Origin of the sequence: Chloracidobacterium sp. D (assembly GCF_018304685.1) — a bacterium.
Taxonomy (GTDB): Bacteria; Acidobacteriota; Blastocatellia; order Chloracidobacteriales; family Chloracidobacteriaceae; genus Chloracidobacterium; species Chloracidobacterium thermophilum.
This window is the reverse complement of the sequence record NZ_CP072634.1, coordinates 2507034-2521425: the sequence shown is the minus strand read 5'-3', so window position 1 is coordinate 2521425 and position 14392 is coordinate 2507034. Positions and strand designations below refer to the sequence as shown.

Annotated in this window: 12 protein-coding genes; 3 read left to right on the top strand and 9 right to left on the bottom strand. The window is 62.6% G+C overall.

Annotated elements, in window-relative coordinates:
• Positions 1–132 precede the first annotated feature (132 nt).
• Positions 133–2583: a DNA gyrase subunit A gene (gene gyrA / locus J8C01_RS10695; protein WP_014100638.1), complete on the top strand. Its 2451-nt coding sequence runs from the start codon at positions 133–135 to the stop codon at positions 2581–2583.
• Here gyrA and J8C01_RS10690 read toward each other — a convergent pair.
• The 9 genes from J8C01_RS10690 to J8C01_RS10650 all read right to left on the bottom strand — a co-directional run bounded on the left by J8C01_RS10690 (position 2580) and on the right by J8C01_RS10650 (position 11336).
• Positions 2580–3500, bottom strand: coding sequence for a Uma2 family endonuclease (locus J8C01_RS10690; protein ID WP_211431907.1), 921 nt, complete (start codon positions 3498–3500; stop codon positions 2580–2582). The two genes, gyrA and J8C01_RS10690, sit on opposite strands and share 4 nt — an antisense overlap.
• A 34-nt stretch (positions 3501–3534) precedes the next feature.
• The gene (locus J8C01_RS10685) at positions 3535–4851 is read right to left on the bottom strand and encodes a helix-hairpin-helix domain-containing protein (protein WP_014100636.1); all 1317 of its coding nucleotides are present in this window, start codon (positions 4849–4851) and stop codon (positions 3535–3537) included.
• Positions 4852–4965: 114 nt separating this feature from the next.
• Positions 4966–5862 (bottom strand): pyridoxal 5'-phosphate synthase lyase subunit PdxS, encoded by an 897-nt coding sequence (pdxS, locus tag J8C01_RS10680; protein ID WP_211431906.1) that lies wholly within the window; start codon positions 5860–5862, stop codon positions 4966–4968.
• Between the two features lie 187 nt (positions 5863–6049).
• Positions 6050–6838, bottom strand: coding sequence for a nickel pincer cofactor biosynthesis protein LarB (gene larB / locus J8C01_RS10675; protein WP_211431905.1), 789 nt, complete (start codon positions 6836–6838; stop codon positions 6050–6052).
• Positions 6835–7815, bottom strand: a complete 981-nt coding sequence (gene hemB / locus J8C01_RS10670; protein WP_211431904.1) for a porphobilinogen synthase — start codon at positions 7813–7815, stop codon at positions 6835–6837. The genes larB and hemB overlap by 4 nt, the downstream gene beginning before the upstream one ends.
• Before the next feature lie 72 nt (positions 7816–7887).
• Positions 7888–8727 carry an ABC transporter permease gene (locus J8C01_RS10665; protein WP_211431903.1) on the bottom strand — a complete coding sequence of 280 codons (840 nt, stop codon included), beginning with the start codon at positions 8725–8727 and terminating at the stop codon, positions 7888–7890.
• Positions 8728–8767: 40 nt separating this feature from the next.
• On the bottom strand, positions 8768–9721 hold the full coding sequence (locus tag J8C01_RS10660) for an alpha/beta fold hydrolase (RefSeq protein ID WP_211431902.1): 954 nt from the start codon (positions 9719–9721) through the stop codon (positions 8768–8770).
• Positions 9718–10851 (bottom strand): hypothetical protein, encoded by a 1134-nt coding sequence (locus J8C01_RS10655; RefSeq protein WP_211431901.1) that lies wholly within the window; start codon positions 10849–10851, stop codon positions 9718–9720. Before J8C01_RS10655 ends, J8C01_RS10660 begins: the two co-directional genes overlap by 4 nt.
• On the bottom strand, positions 10848–11336 hold the full coding sequence (locus J8C01_RS10650) for a PH domain-containing protein (protein ID WP_014100629.1): 489 nt from the start codon (positions 11334–11336) through the stop codon (positions 10848–10850). Before J8C01_RS10650 ends, J8C01_RS10655 begins: the two co-directional genes overlap by 4 nt.
• 257 nt (positions 11337–11593) lie before the next feature.
• Between J8C01_RS10650 and J8C01_RS10645 the strand changes: the two genes are divergently transcribed.
• Positions 11594–11911: a DUF427 domain-containing protein gene (locus J8C01_RS10645; RefSeq protein ID WP_211431900.1), complete on the top strand. Its 318-nt coding sequence runs from the start codon at positions 11594–11596 to the stop codon at positions 11909–11911.
• A gap of 4 nt (positions 11912–11915) precedes the next feature.
• Positions 11916–14387, top strand: a complete 2472-nt coding sequence (locus J8C01_RS10640; protein ID WP_211431899.1) for a PAS domain-containing protein — start codon at positions 11916–11918, stop codon at positions 14385–14387.
• Positions 14388–14392: the final 5 nt, after the last annotated feature.

The window sequence follows — 14392 nt, the reverse complement described above, 5'->3', positions numbered from 1 at the left end:
AGCCAGCGCAGTGGTGACAAGTCGGGCAGTTGGCCTGGCGGCTGCCCCTCTGACAGATGCGCCAGTCTGCCCTGCGTCTGAGCCGATGATGTTTTTCCAGGCTGGTTCAACTTTGTTTTCTGAAGTGGCGTTATGACGGAACAAAAAATCATCCCGGCGAACATCGAAGATGAGATGCGCCGGAGTTACCTCGACTATGCGATGTCGGTCATCATCAGCCGGGCATTGCCGGATGTCCGTGATGGCCTCAAACCTGTGCAGCGGCGCGTCCTGTGGACGATGCACGAGCTGGGCAACACCTACGACAAGCCCTACAAGAAGAGCGCCCGTGTGGTTGGGGATGCCATTGGTAAGTATCACCCGCACGGCGACCAGCCGGTCTATGACACCATCGTGCGCATGGCCCAGGACTTCTCCATGCGCATGCCGCTCATTGATGGGCAGGGCAACTTTGGCAGTGTGGATGGGGATGCTGCGGCTGCGATGCGTTACACCGAGGTGCGTCTGGCACCGATTGCCGAGATGCTGCTGGCCGACATCGAGAAGGAAACAGTTGATTTTCAGGAAAACTACGACAACTCACTTCGGGAGCCGGTTGTCCTGCCGGCCCGCTTTCCGAATGTCCTGGTCAATGGCGCCGCTGGGATTGCCGTTGGGATGTCCACGAGCATCCCGCCGCACAATCTGGCTGAGGTGCTCGATGCCACTATCCATCTTGTCAACCATCCAGAGGCCACCGTGGAGGAGCTGATGCAGTTCATCCAGGGGCCGGATTTCCCGACGGCCGGTTTTATTTGCGGGCGCAAGGGCATTCGGGACGCCTACCTGACCGGACGTGGCTCGGTGACGATGCGCGCCCGGGCCGCGATTGACTACGTCGCCGGCAAGGGGGAACGGGAGCGCCAGGCGATTGTCGTGACCGAGCTGCCCTATCAGGTCAACAAGGCCAGTTTGCTTGAAAAGATTGCCGAGTTGGTCAGCGAGAAAAAAATCGAGGACATTGCGGACCTGCGGGACGAAAGCGACCGGGAAGGCATGCGCATTGTCATTGAGTTGAAACGCGGCGCGGTGGCGCAGGTGGTGCTCAACAACCTGTTCAAGCATACGCCGATGCAGGAAAAATTCAGCATCATTATGCTGGCCATCGTCAACCGGCAGCCACAGATTCTCGACCTGGCGGAGATACTACGTCACTTCATCGAGCACCGGCGCGAGGTTGTCCGGCGGCGGACGGCCTTTGAGCTACGCAAGGCCGAGCACCGGGCGCATATTCTGGAGGGTTTCAAGAAAGCCCTGGATGTTCTGGATGCCGTCATCGCCCTGATTCGCGGAGCTAAATCCAGCGCCGAAGCCCGCGAGGGGTTGATGACGCGCTTTGCCCTGAGCCAGGTTCAGGCGCAGTCCATCCTTGAAATGCAGCTTCAGCGGCTGACCGGAATGGAGCGCCAGAAGCTGCTGGACGAATACGAAAATCTCCTCAAACGCATGGCCGAGTTGCGGGAGATTCTGGAAAAGGAAACCAGGCTCCGGGCGGTCATCGTGCAGGAACTCCAGGAAGTGCGCAAAGCCTACAGCACACCCCGCCGGACCCAGATTGTGGATGAAGGCACGGATTTCACGATTGAAGACCTCATCCCGAATGAGGAAGTGGTCATCACCATCACGCGCGGAGGTTACATCAAGCGCACACCGCTTTCGGCCTATCGCACGCAAAAACGTGGCGGTACAGGGCGGCGGGGGATGACGACCAAGGCCGAGGATGTCGTCGAATTCCTCGACATTGCCTCAACGCACAGCTTTCTGCTCATTTTCACCGCCAAGGGGCAGGTCTATAAGATCAAGGTGCATGAAATCCCCGATGCCGCCACGGCCGGGCGCGGCAAAGCCATCGTCAACCTCATTGAACTGCCGGAAGGCGAACGGGTGGCCGGAACCATCGCGGTGCGTGAATTTACGCCGGGGAAATTCGTCGTCTTTGTGACCCGCCGGGGGATGATCAAAAAAACCGAACTGTCGGAATACGCCAACATCCGCTCCAACGGGCTTATTGCCATGGGGGTGGCGGAGGATGACGAACTCATTGCCGTCCAGAAGAGCGACGGCAACCAGCATATCCTCATTTCGACCTTTGGCGGCCAGGCGATCTGCTTCAACGAAAGCGACGTGCGCCCGATGGGCCGCCCGGCGCACGGCGTCATTGGCATCCGGCTGGAGGAAAACGATTACGTCACGGGGATGTCCGTCGTCGGGAGAACCGAAGAGATTCTTTCCGTGTCTGAACTCGGTCTCGGCAAGCGGACGCCCATCATGGAGTATCCCGTTCAGCACCGGGGCGGGAAGGGGGTGGTCACGCTGAACGTCACGGAGCGAACCGGCGGTGTGGTCAAAGTGCTTCCTGTCCAGGAGAGCAAGGAGCTGATGGTCATTACACAGCAGGGGCAGATTGTCCGGGTGGATGTGGCCTCGATCCGGCAAACCGGACGCCATGCCCAGGGGGTCAAGATCATCACCCTGGCAGAAGACGACCGGGTGGTGGATGCGAGCCTGGTGGAGTCCTCCGGTGAGGAGACAGGAGCGGACTAGGCCGGTTCGTCGAGGCCGGGGCCCTGGTCCGTTCCCTTCAGACTGGACCGCAGACGCTCTATCTCGGCGGCGAGGGCGGCGGCCCGGGCCTCGGCGGCTTCAGCGCGGGCGCGCTCGGCTTCCGCTTCGTCGCGGGCTTGTCTGGCTTCCATCTGGGCGCGTTCGGCTTCGGCCTGAGCGCGTTCAGCTTCAGCCTGAGCGCGTTCGGCCTCGGCTTCCGCCGCTTCGGCCCGGGTTGGGATAAGCTGCCCCGTGGGGTCGTAAAGTCGCAGCCACCGATTCTGCATCGCGTGGTACTGCCCTTCCCACTCACCGAGCCAGGCTCCAAGCTGGTGACTCCACAGCCACCCACGGGCATCGGGTTCAATGGCTTCGTACTGCCCGCGGACAAGCACCCAGCCCTGAAGTGTCGGCGTTTTGCCAAACGTCGGGTCAGGGCCGTAGCAGAAATACTCGGCCGTCCGAAAGACCCGCTCGTAGAGCTGTTTTTTCTGACCCAGATCGACCGCCTGGGTTGAAGGCGAGAGCAACTCGACGATGACATCCGGGAGCCGTCCGCCTTCCTCCCAGGCCACCCACGCCCCACGGATGAAGGAGCCGTCCACGTCCTTCACCACGAAGAAGTCCGGCCCCTTGTACTCCATCGTCTTCACCTGTTGCAGGCTGTAATAGACAAACATGTTGCCGCTGGCGAAAAAGTCCGTCCGCCCACGCCAGTGCTGGTGCAGGCAGTCGTCGAGCAGATTGATTTGCAGCCGATGCCAGACGCTTTCCAAGGGGACACCATCCTCGACCGGGAGTTGAAGGTTGATGATGCTGTTGAATTCCGGCGGCAGCTCCGGCGCGACGGCCGACGCTGCCAGTTCAGGGGTTGGTGCTGCCGGTTCGGGCTGGGGCGAGACAACCTGGGATGTCATAAGCAAACCTGCGTCCAGAAATGGCGCGCTTCGTTCACTGAAGCACAACCGTACAGCCGGGGAAGCCAGCTTGCAGTTCTTCCACGAGCGCCAGTGAGGGCCGCACGCTGAAGGTGTGGTGCGCGCGAAGGCGGGCTTCCACACCATTTGGCAGAGAGAGCACGAAGATCAGGGGGCGTTCTCCGCGATGGCGGTCAAGCACATCCCGGAGCTTTTCAAGTTGTGCAGTATCGAGTGCGTCCGCTGCAAAGCGCAGCATGACGCTTTTGGCATGCCGCTCCCGCAGCCCTTCCAGCGGTTCGGCCGCTTCGGCGACGATTCTGGTCGGTTTGCCGTCTTCGATTTCCAGCCGGCCGGTAACCAGTACGGCGGCTCCATCCGCCACCTGCTCGCCCAGCCGCCTGAAGGTTTCGGGCCAGGCAATGACCTCGATGCTTCCGGTTTCGTCTTCGAGGCTGAAGACGGCAAAGCGGTCGCCCTTCTTCGTGTTTTTCACGGTAAATTCGCTGATGACGCCGCCCATGCTGACGGTATCGCCCGCCGTCTGACCGGCCAGTTGGGCGTAGGACAGGCTTTTGAACGCCGCCAGGGTTTCACGGAAGCCGGCCAGAGGATGGCCGGTCAGGTAAAACCCAAGAGTGGCTTTTTCACCGGCCAGGCTTTCCTCGGCCGTCCAGTCGGGAACCCTGGGCAGTTCAGTTTCCGGGGGCTGGTCGGAGTCAGCCGCCAGTGTGTCAAACAGGGAGACCTGTCCCGCTGCAGCGGCACGGTGCGCCTGTAGCCCCTGTTCGAGTGCAGCTTCGATGGCAGCAAACTTCTGGGCGCGCGTCCCCGGCAGGCTGTCCAGCGCACCCGACTTGACCAGGCTTTCCAGCACCCGCCGGTTGAGCGTCTTGGGATCAATCCGCTCGGTGAAGTCAAACAGCGAACGGAACGGACCGCCTTGCGCGCGGGCTTCGAGGATGGCATCCACCGTGGCTTCCCCGATGCCCTTGATGGCCATCAGACCAAACCGAATCCGGCCAGCGGTCGCCGTAAAACCGTGCTCGCTGATGTTGACATCCGGCGGCAGAATTTCGACGCCCTGCGCCCGTGCCCGCTCGATGTAACGGGCAACCTTGTCGCTGTCGTTCAGCTCGCTGGTCAGCACTGCCGCCCAGAAGTGCGCCGGATAGTGCGCCTTGAGATAGGCCGTGCGGTAGGCGAGCACGCCGTAGCAGACCGAGTGGCTGTTGGCCGTCAGAAGGTCGTTGACAAAATAGTTGTGCAGCGGTGCCCGCATGGTCACGTTGTAGGTCGGCGCCGGTCCGACGGGTGTCACACGGGTAATTCTGATTTCACGCAGTGACATCGTGGGCATCCAGAACAAAAGGGCGTTGCCGAAAAGCCTTTACAGCATAGGCAACGCCCAGGATGGATGTCCAACGCCGTCCGCGAGGGTTTGCAGACGGTCAGGAAGGTTTGGCTACCAGCCGCGCGCGGCAAGCACCTGTTCGGCCGGGAGGGTTTCAATTGCCAGCCCGCGCATGGGCTGTCCGTCTTCGATTTCCTCGCAGGCTTCCAGGACCTTGGCCGGGTCCTGATAAAACGTCACGGCTTTGACGATGGCGCGGGCAAAGCGGGCCGGGTCATTGGATTTGAAGACGCCCGAACCAACGAACACGGTTTCAGCGCCCAGTTGCATGCAGAGCGCCGCATCGGCCGGAGTGGCGACGCCGCCGGCCGCAAAGAGCGGCACCGGCAGCTTGCCGTGCTGCGCCACGTAGCGCACGAGTTCATAGGGGGCCTGAAGCCGCTTGGCCTCGGCCATCAGCTCGTCTTCGTTGAGAACGGTCAGCAGGCGGATGTCGCGGCGGATTTCCCGCAGGTGGCGCACCGCCTCGATGATGTTGCCCGTCCCGGCTTCCCCTTTGCTCCGAATCATGGCCGCACCTTCGCCAATGCGGCGCAGCGCCTCACCCAGGTTGGTCGCCCCGCAGACGAACGGGACGCGGAAAGCAAACTTGTTGACGTGGTGATAGGGGTCGGCCGGAGTGAGGACCTCCGACTCGTCAATGAAGTCCACCCCAAGGGCTTCAAGCACCTGGGCCTCGGCGGTATGTCCGATACGTACCTTGGCCATGACGGGAATCGAGACGGCCTCCATAATCTGGCGGATCATGCGCGGGTTGGACATCCGCGCCACCCCGCCATCGCGGCGAATGTCGGCCGGTACGCGCTCCAGCGCCATCACGGCCACGGCGCCGGCTTCTTCAGCAATGCGCGCCTGCTCGACGTTGACGACATCCATGATGACGCCGCCTTTGAGCATTTCCGCCAGACCGGTTTTGAGTCGCATCTCATGCTGCTGGGTATCAGGCATCAGGGTTACTTTCCTCCAAAAACAGACACAGTGAAGACGCAGGCTGGCTGCATCAGGCACGGGGGTGAAGGTTCTGCAAACCAACACGGCCTGCAAACCTTCACGGTAAGCCTTTGGCTTCACCCGGTGCAACAGCCATTTGGAGCGAATTTGCAGCCAATGGGCCGCGGCCCGGAAAGCCTACCCGTCAGCCGGTGCTTTCCTGGATACCCGGCTGCCGGTTGATGAGCGCCGCAACGTAGCCAGCACCAAACCCGTTGTCTATGTTGACCACGGTGACATTCGGCGCACAGCTATTGAGCATGCCGAGCAGTGCCGCAAAGCCGCCCAGGGCCGTCCCATAGCCGACACTGGTCGGAACGGCAATCACCGGAACGGCCACGAGTCCACCGACAACCGAGGCCAGCGCCGCTTCCATGCCGGCGACACAGACAATGACGCGCGCCTGCCGCAGTGTCTCCAGGTGGCCCAGCAGGCGATGCAGTCCGGCAACACCGACATCCGCCACCAGCGTCGTTTCGTTGCCCATGACCTCACAGGTCAGAAGCGCCTCGCGCGCCACCGGCAGGTCAGTCGTGCCGGCGCAGACAACGACAATGCGCCCGATGCCATAGCGGGTCGTATCGCGCCGGATGAACAGCAGGCGGGAGGTCGCATCCCACCGGGCTTCCGGTGCCAGCGCCTGCACGGCCTGGTAAGCCGCTTCCGACGCACGTGTGACGAGCAGGTTGGGGTGATGCGCGTACAGGCGGCCGACAATAGCCGCCACCTGCTCCGGCGTTTTCAAGGCGCCATAGACGACTTCGGGAAAGCCCTGCCGCAGCGCACGCCCGTGGTCAAGGGTGGCAAAGGGCTGCCCGTCGTCTCCGACAAGCGGCTCCGCCGGCAGTCCGGCCAACTGGGCCAGTGCCGCTTCCGGTGTGCAGCTTCCCTGCCGGACGGCCAGCAGCAGTTCCCTGAGCGCCTCGCGGGTCATCCCAACTGTTGTGCGGCTTCCTCGGCAAAGTAGGTGAAAATGACATCGGCCCCAGCCCGGCGAATGGCCAGCAGGATTTCGAGCATGACGCGGTCGCCATCAATCCAGCCCCGCTCGGCCGCGGCCTTGACCATGGCGTATTCGCCGCTGACTTGGTAGGCCGTGATGGGCACGTCCGAAATTTCCCAGATCGCCCGGATGACATCGAGGTAAGCCAGCGCCGGTTTGACCATCACCATGTCCGCGCCTTCGGCCAGATCGAGCCGTACTTCCCGCAGGGCTTCCCGGACGTTGGCCGGGTCCATCTGGTAGGTCTTCTTGTCGCCAAATTTGGGCGCCGAATCGAGCGCGTCCCGGAACGGGCCGTAGAAGGCCGAGGCGTACTTGGCGGAGTATGCCATGATGCCCACATTGTGAAAGCCTTCGACATCGAGGGCTTCCCGAATGGCCCCAACCCGCCCGTCCATCATGTCGGACGGCGCTACGTAATCGGCGCCAGCGCGGGCGTGGAGCACGGCCATCCGGGCCAGCACTTCGACGGTTTCATCGTTGAGGATTTCACCCGTTTCCGAGACCAGCCCGTCGTGACCGTCGCAGGAATAGGGGTCGAGCGCCACGTCGGTGAAAATGGTCAGTTCCGGCACCTGCTCCTTGACGGCGCTGACCGCACGCGGAAAGAGACCGTCCGGGTTGGTGGCTTCCGAGGCGGTTTTGTCCTTTTTGTATGCTGGCAGCGCCGGAAACAGGGCAACGCCGCCAATACCAAGGTCGGCAAGCTGGCGGCACTTTTCCAGCAGCAGGTCTATCGAAAGCCGTTCATAGCCCGGCATTGAGGGAATGGGCTGGCGTTCGCGGTCGCCGTCAACAACAAACAACGGCGCGACCAGATGCGCCGGCGTCAGCGAGGTTTCGCGTACCAGGCGGCGGATGGCTTCCGTGCGCCGGTTACGCCGTGGCCGTTCAGGAAGTACGAGCATGGGGAAAACTCCACGGGGAAAGATCAAGCCTTTCTTCCACCATACGTCCCGCTGCCGGACACAGCAAATCGGTCACAGGTCGCGCCGGGCAAACCACCACATGGCCAGCGCCAGATTGACGGCAATGCAGCCTATGGCCCAGACCACCATCAGCGGCGACGGTGTGGAAGCTGCCGAAAAGGGCGTCAGTCCCGCCTGCCGCAGCAGGGCGGGCTGCATGAAAGTTGCTGCGTATTGCCACATCACTTCGGTCGGCACGAGCAGGCTTGAGACAATGCCCAGATTCCGCGCCGTGGCATTTCCCAGCGCTGTCCCGATGCGTTCCATCCAGCCGCCAATGAAGGCAATGCCGTACAGCCCGAAAATGACGACGCCGTTGGCCAGCGTCGAAAGCCGTGTGCCGCCGGCAATGGTCATCGTCAGCAGCACGACGGCTCCCAGCCACATCAGAGGAAAGGCGGCAGAGACGCCGGGCGGGACGTACCCAGCCAGCAGCCACGTCGCCCCCAGGACACCCCCGGCCATAAAGCTGAAGTAGAGCGTCAGCAGCGCCAGAAAGCCCAGCCACTTGCCGATGACAATCGCCGCACGGTGCAACGGCTTCGTCAGCAGGGTGTGGATGATGCCCGAAGCCATGTCGCCCGACAGCGTGTCCACCGGCAGCGCCACAGCGGTGACAGCAACGAGGAAGTTGACGACGTACAGCCCGGCCAGCGTCAGAAAATTCAACTGCATGCGGGCGATGGCCAGCGGCAGGTCGTCCGCCTGCCGGGCCGTGGCGCGGGTGCCCCACGCAAACAGCCCCAGAAACAGAAGACCCAGAAGAAAGGCCAGCAGCAGCACCTTGCGCTGGCGCGCTTCGTGGAAGGTCAGTGCCGTCAGGGCGATGATGCCACGCAGATCGTCTCTCATGGGTAGGCTCCGCGCCGGTAGGCTCCGCGCCAACGGTGCCTCAGTCAGCCGCCAGCCACTCGGCGGTCAGCCGTTCAATGTCGTCCGGCCGCTCAAACAGCACCAGGTGTCCGGTGCGCAGCAGAATGTGCAGGCGGGCCACCGGGATGGTCTGGGCCAGCCGTAAGCTGTCGGCAAAGGGAACGACGGGATCAAATTCGCCCGTGATGACCAGCGTCGGATGCGCCTGTCCGGTGGCTTGTTGCACCTGTGCCACCCGTTCCTGGCGGACCAGGTCGGTAACGGCCAAAAAGGCGGCCTGCGAGTTGCAGTACACCAGGCTGGTGAATCCCATTTCAACGTCGAACCACGTAACTTCCCGTTGCGCAAGCGTCAGGGAAACGTAGCGATACACCAGGGTTTTTGAAGGGATGCGCCGAAGGGTGTCGAAGATCGTCTTGAGAATGGGAGGCAAAAGCTGCGCCCGCAGCGCGCTGTAGTCAAAGAGTCCAAAGTTCATCACCACCTGGCGTCCGACGCGCTCCGGCGCCAGCCTGCCGACCAGCAGCGCCACGGCCGAACCGAGCGAAAACGACACCAGGTGAAAGCGTTGGATGCCCAGCAGGTCAGCCAGGCGGAGTGTATCCTGCGCCAGGGTGGGCAGGGTGTAGTCATCCTGTGGATCGGCGTCGGAAAAGCCATGGCCGCGAAAGTCGAAGGCAATGACCCGGAAGCCGTGCTGCCCAAGCGCGGGGGCAAGCCGATAGAACCAGTAGGAAGAACAGTCCCAGCCGTGCAGAAGCATCACGGCAGGGCCGTCCACCGGGCCGTACTCATAGGCGTGATGCCGGATACCGCCCAGCCGGATAAACCGGGCCCGGCTGGCAAACTCGCGCATCGTGGCCAGGACCGCCAGTTGGAGCGGGGCAGTTTCACGCCGTTCCCGTGCGGCAAGCTCATCGAGATGGCGGCAGAACTTTTCGGTGGCAAATACAAACTCTGGTTGGGTGGTCAATCGGTCAACCGCTTGACGGACGCCCTCCCGGCGTCGGGCAGCGTCCGGCTTTCGTGAAGATCGAGCCGCAGCATCGTGTCGGCCGCAATGAAGCCATCGCCGGCCCGCTGTCGGCGCCAGTAGAAGAATGCCCCGCCGGCCACTGTGCCAAGCACCACCATGCCAAACCCGGCCAGGACGACAAAGGAAGCAACGCTGACGAGAAGCTGGCCGACGTTGCGAATGTCCTGTTGCGGTGTGCGGGCTGGCGTACCGAAACGGGGTGGGGGGGCTCCCAGCCAGCGTACAACATAGTCGTACTCAACGCGCTCCACCGCCGCCTGCGCGCGGAGCAGGTCGCGGATGCCGTCGGCAATCACAATGAAATTGCCCCGGCGTGCCACCAGACAGGTGGCCGAAGCCAGCCGCCGGGCGGCTTCCATGGCGGCCGTGGCATCCTGCGGCGTGGGATATTCAGCGATCAGAAAGTGGTCAAAGGGCGCGGCGGGCGTGTAGTCGGCCCAGGCAAAGGCGCTGCCCGGCGGCGTCAGCAGAGCCGGGGCCGGCAACCAGGTGGCGCGTCCCAGTCCCAATGCCCCAACCACATAGTGCTCCGTGTCGGGCCGGAGGGCCTGGGTGGGGAGCTTGCGTAGCACGACCGGACGTGGATCGGTTTCTTCCGGCGGAAGCGTCGCCTGCCAGGCCGTGAGTTTGTCCCGCAGAAAAGACCGGACGGCAGCGCGTTTTTCTGTGTCGTCACCGGCGGCGAGCGTCAGCACGGTGTCGCCCAGGGCCTCGCCGCCAATCAGCCTGGCCAGTCCCAAGGCGCGCCCCTGGTTCGGACACCGGTACATCACAAAGCTGATGCCCTCCCGCCGGCCGCGGTGCAGCCAGGTCACGCCAAATTCCCGTGCCAGAGCACGCTCATCAGCGGCTGCAATGTCGGCCGGCCACGGCGCGTTTGGCGAAAAGCTCTGGCGGATGCCCAACTCGCGGGTGGGAAACGGCCGTCCGGCGGTTTCGTCGCGCATGACGCGCTGCCCTGGGGCCGCCGGCCCGGAAAGCGCCGTGGCGCTGCTCAGAAGCAGCCAGCCCCACACCACGCACCACCACAGACGTTCTCTTTGCCGGGAGCGCCATATTTGCGTCATGGGTGTTGGACTCCGGCGCGCTGGAGAATCTGATCTGCCACGGCGCGTGGTTGATGAATATGCCGCAGGGTGATGTTTCCTGTCGCGGCGGCGCTGTCCACAATCACATGGCCCAACCCGAACAGGCGTTGCAGCAGCGTCTGCTCCACGGTCACGTCCTGCACTTTGGAGAGGGGGATGTTGCGTACCGTTTTGGAGAAAATCCCGGTGCTGATTTCGATTTTGTCCGGTGTCAGCGTGTAGGTTTCAGCCCACTGGTGGGCATGTTTCCACAGCGCCACGCCAAAGGGCACCAGGCAGAGGCCAATCGTGAGAAAGGGAACAGCCGGAGCCAGGCGCGTCCAGATGAGGGCTTCCACAATGCCACCCAGAACAACCAGAATCAGCGTGAGCACCACAGCCAACCCATACCACAGCCCGACAAAAAGAAAGGTCTGGCGAAAAACGACCGGTGCGGGGGGTGACGTTGAAGCCGGGTCCGTCATCGTGCAGCGCAACCTCCAGACTGCCAGTGACCGTTGTGGCCGGTTCGTGAGTGGGCGTAACTGTACGCCAAACGTTGCCACGAGGGTAGCCGCTGCTGCCAGATGTTCGGACTGCCCGTGCTGGCATGAGCGGCAAATCGCGCTATGATGCGGAACGCAACCAGCGCCAGAACGCCTTCAAGTGTTACTATCACGATGTTTTGCGGCCGGCAGACGGCCGTTCCCGAAACCGTAGGTTCAGTCAGTGGTGTCAAAATATGCGGGTGACAATCAAGGAACGCGCGACGGGAACTGTGCTTGCCACAACGGATGATCCCAACCAGGTGCTTGCCTTTGAAGGCAACTGGTATTTTGCGCCGGCAGCCGTCAATCAGGACGTGCTCAAAGTGACGGCCAACACCTATACGTGCGGCTACAAAGGCACGTGCAACTGGGTGAACTTTGATGATGGCACCCACATGACGCCGCAGGTGGCCTGGGTGTATCCAAGCCCAAAACCGGGCTACGAGCAGATTGCGGGGCGCTATGGCTTTTACGCCGGCGACCGTCTGACCACGGTGGAAGAGCGCGCATAAGCCAATGATGGACGAAGCTGGGACGGCAACCGGTTTTGAAGGTCAGTGTGAGCCGCTGCCAGCCGGGGACACGTCCTTGGCGGCAGCACAGCAGCGCATCGCCCAACTCGAAGCGGCGCTGCAGGAAGCCGGCCGGACGATTCAGTCCCTGCGCGAAAGCGAACTGCGTTACCGGGAAATCTTTGACGGCGCTTCCGACATCATCCTCGTACTGGGACTCGATGGCCGCCGTCTGGCCTGGAGTCCGGCCGGCGAGCGCATTCTGGGCTACAGCGCCGAGGAAATTCAGGCGATGTCGGTGCGGGAGTTTTCACACCTCGTCGTTCCTGAGCACCGCGAACGGGTACGCCGGGCGCTGCGTGACAAAGTTGAAGGCGGGAACGTCGAGTTGCACTACGAGGCGGATTTCATCGCCAAGGATGGGCGGCGGGTGACGCTTGAAGTCAACTCCCGGCTTCTGTTTCGGGATGGCCGGCCAGTCGCCATCCAGGGTATCTTGCGCGACATCACCAACCGCAAGCGCATCGAGCAGGCGTTGCGTGAAAGCGAAGCGCGCTACCGTGACCTGTTCGAGAATGCCAACGACATCGTCTATGTCCACGACTTCGAGGGCCGTTTTCTCTCCATCAACCGCAAGGTCGAGCGGGTTTTGGGCTACACCCCGGCGGATACCAGGCACCTGACGCTGACCCACATCGTTACGCCGGAGCACCGGGCGCGGGCGCTGCAAGCCATTGCCGACAAACTCGCCGGGAAGACGGAAACGACACAGTACGAACTCGATGTCATTGCCAAAAACGGACAGCGCGTTACGCTCGAAATCAGCTCCCGGCTGTTTTATGAGCACGGCGTACCGGTAGGCATCCACGGCACGGCGCGGGACGTGACCAAGCGCCGGCAGATGGAAAAAGCCCTGCGCGAAAGCGAGGCGCGCTATCGCACCCTGTTTGACAGCGCCCAGGATGTCATTTACTGCCATGACCTGCAGGGTCACGTTCTGGACATCAATCCGGCAGCGGAAAAGCTGTTCGGGTATCGGCGGGACGAGGCGCGTTCCATCAATGTGGTGGACCTCCTCCTGCCGGAAAGCCGCCCGGTTGCACTGGCGGCCATCAAACCCCTGCTCGATGGCACGGAAACAACGGTTCGCTATGAGGCAACCCTGCTGGCCCGCGACGGCCGCCGGATTACCCTGGAGATGATCACTTGGCTCGTGCTGGAAAACGGCACGCCGGTGGCCTTTCAGGGGATTGGGCGGGACCTGACCGAGCGGCGGCTGTCCGAACGCGCCCTGCGCGAAAGTGAGGAACGTTTCCGCCGGATTTTCGATGCCGCCCCACTGGGCATCGTCCTGGTGTCGCTGACCGGACAGATTTTGCGTGCCAATCGTGCGGTTTGTGAGTGGCTGGGCTACGCGCCGGAAGAGATCGTCGGACGGCCGCATACGGATTTCATTCCGCCTGAAGACACTGAAGAGTCCATGCGCCTGGCCCGCCGGCTGGTCGAAGACGCCAAGCTGTCCAGTTTTCAGACGGAAAGACGCTACCTTACCAAACATGGTCAGGTGGTATGGGGACGGCTGACGGTCGTGGCCCTGCGCAACGGTGAGGAGCAGCCACAGTACCTGCTGGGCATGATCGAGGACATCACCCAGCAGCGCCTGCTGGAAGAACAGGTGCGGCATGCCCAGAAAATGGAAGCCGCGGGACAATTGGCCGCCGGGATTGCCCACGAGTTCAACAACCTGTTGACGGTTGTTGCCGGGTACGCCGGTCTGCTCGAACGCCGCCTTGCGCCGACTTCGGTCGAGCGTTCCTCGCCTGATCTGCTCCACCGCTACGCTAGGGACATTCTGACGGCCGTTTCGCGGGCTTCCGTCCTGACCGGGCAGTTGCTGGCCTTCGGGCGCAAACAGCCGCAGCAGCTTGCACCCCTCAATCTCAATGATCTGGTACTCGATGCCGTCCGTATGCTGCGCCCGCTGCTGGAGCCGCACATCACCCTCGTCACCGACCTGTCGCCGGATTTGGGCATCGTGGTGGCTGACCGGCAACAACTGGAGCAGGTGCTGACAAACCTGGCCGTCAATGCGCGGGATGCCATGCCCAAGGGCGGTACGCTCACGCTGATGACACTCAATGTCTGGCATGAGGCCCGGCCGGAAACGCGCAGCCGGGCAATGTTCCGGCGGAAGGCCGTCCGCGACGAAACCATGCAGATGCACCCCTACGTCATGCTGGCCGTGTCCGATACCGGCACGGGGATGAGCGAGGAGGTGCGCCAGCGCATCTTCGAGCCGTTTTTCACGACCAAACCCGTCGGTAAGGGCACGGGGCTGGGCCTGTCCGTGGTTGAAGGCATCATTGCCCAGAACAAAGGGTTCATCACCGTCGAAAGCGAAGTCGGCAAAGGGACAACCTTCCGCATTTTCCTGCCACGCGGTGAGCTGTTGCAGGCGGCCCCTGCCGGGAGTTGAGGTGC

What these genes read in the sequence shown, in the direction of transcription:
- gyrA (WP_014100638.1), top strand. Translation starts at nt 133, where the DNA reads ATGACGGAACAAAAAATCATCCCGGCGAACATCGAAGATGAGATGCGC.
- J8C01_RS10690 (WP_211431907.1), bottom strand. Translation starts at nt 3,500, where the DNA reads ATGACATCCCAGGTTGTCTCGCCCCAGCCCGAACCGGCAGCACCAACC.
- J8C01_RS10685 (WP_014100636.1), bottom strand. Translation starts at nt 4,851, where the DNA reads ATGTCACTGCGTGAAATCAGAATTACCCGTGTGACACCCGTCGGACCG.
- pdxS (WP_211431906.1), bottom strand. Translation starts at nt 5,862, where the DNA reads ATGCCTGATACCCAGCAGCATGAGATGCGACTCAAAACCGGTCTGGCG.
- larB (WP_211431905.1), bottom strand. Translation starts at nt 6,838, where the DNA reads ATGACCCGCGAGGCGCTCAGGGAACTGCTGCTGGCCGTCCGGCAGGGA.
- hemB (WP_211431904.1), bottom strand. Translation starts at nt 7,815, where the DNA reads ATGCTCGTACTTCCTGAACGGCCACGGCGTAACCGGCGCACGGAAGCC.
- J8C01_RS10665 (WP_211431903.1), bottom strand. Translation starts at nt 8,727, where the DNA reads ATGAGAGACGATCTGCGTGGCATCATCGCCCTGACGGCACTGACCTTC.
- J8C01_RS10655 (WP_211431901.1), bottom strand. Translation starts at nt 10,851, where the DNA reads ATGACGCAAATATGGCGCTCCCGGCAAAGAGAACGTCTGTGGTGGTGC.
- J8C01_RS10650 (WP_014100629.1), bottom strand. Translation starts at nt 11,336, where the DNA reads ATGACGGACCCGGCTTCAACGTCACCCCCCGCACCGGTCGTTTTTCGC.
- J8C01_RS10645 (WP_211431900.1), top strand. Translation starts at nt 11,594, where the DNA reads ATGCGGGTGACAATCAAGGAACGCGCGACGGGAACTGTGCTTGCCACA.
- J8C01_RS10640 (WP_211431899.1), top strand. Translation starts at nt 11,916, where the DNA reads ATGATGGACGAAGCTGGGACGGCAACCGGTTTTGAAGGTCAGTGTGAG.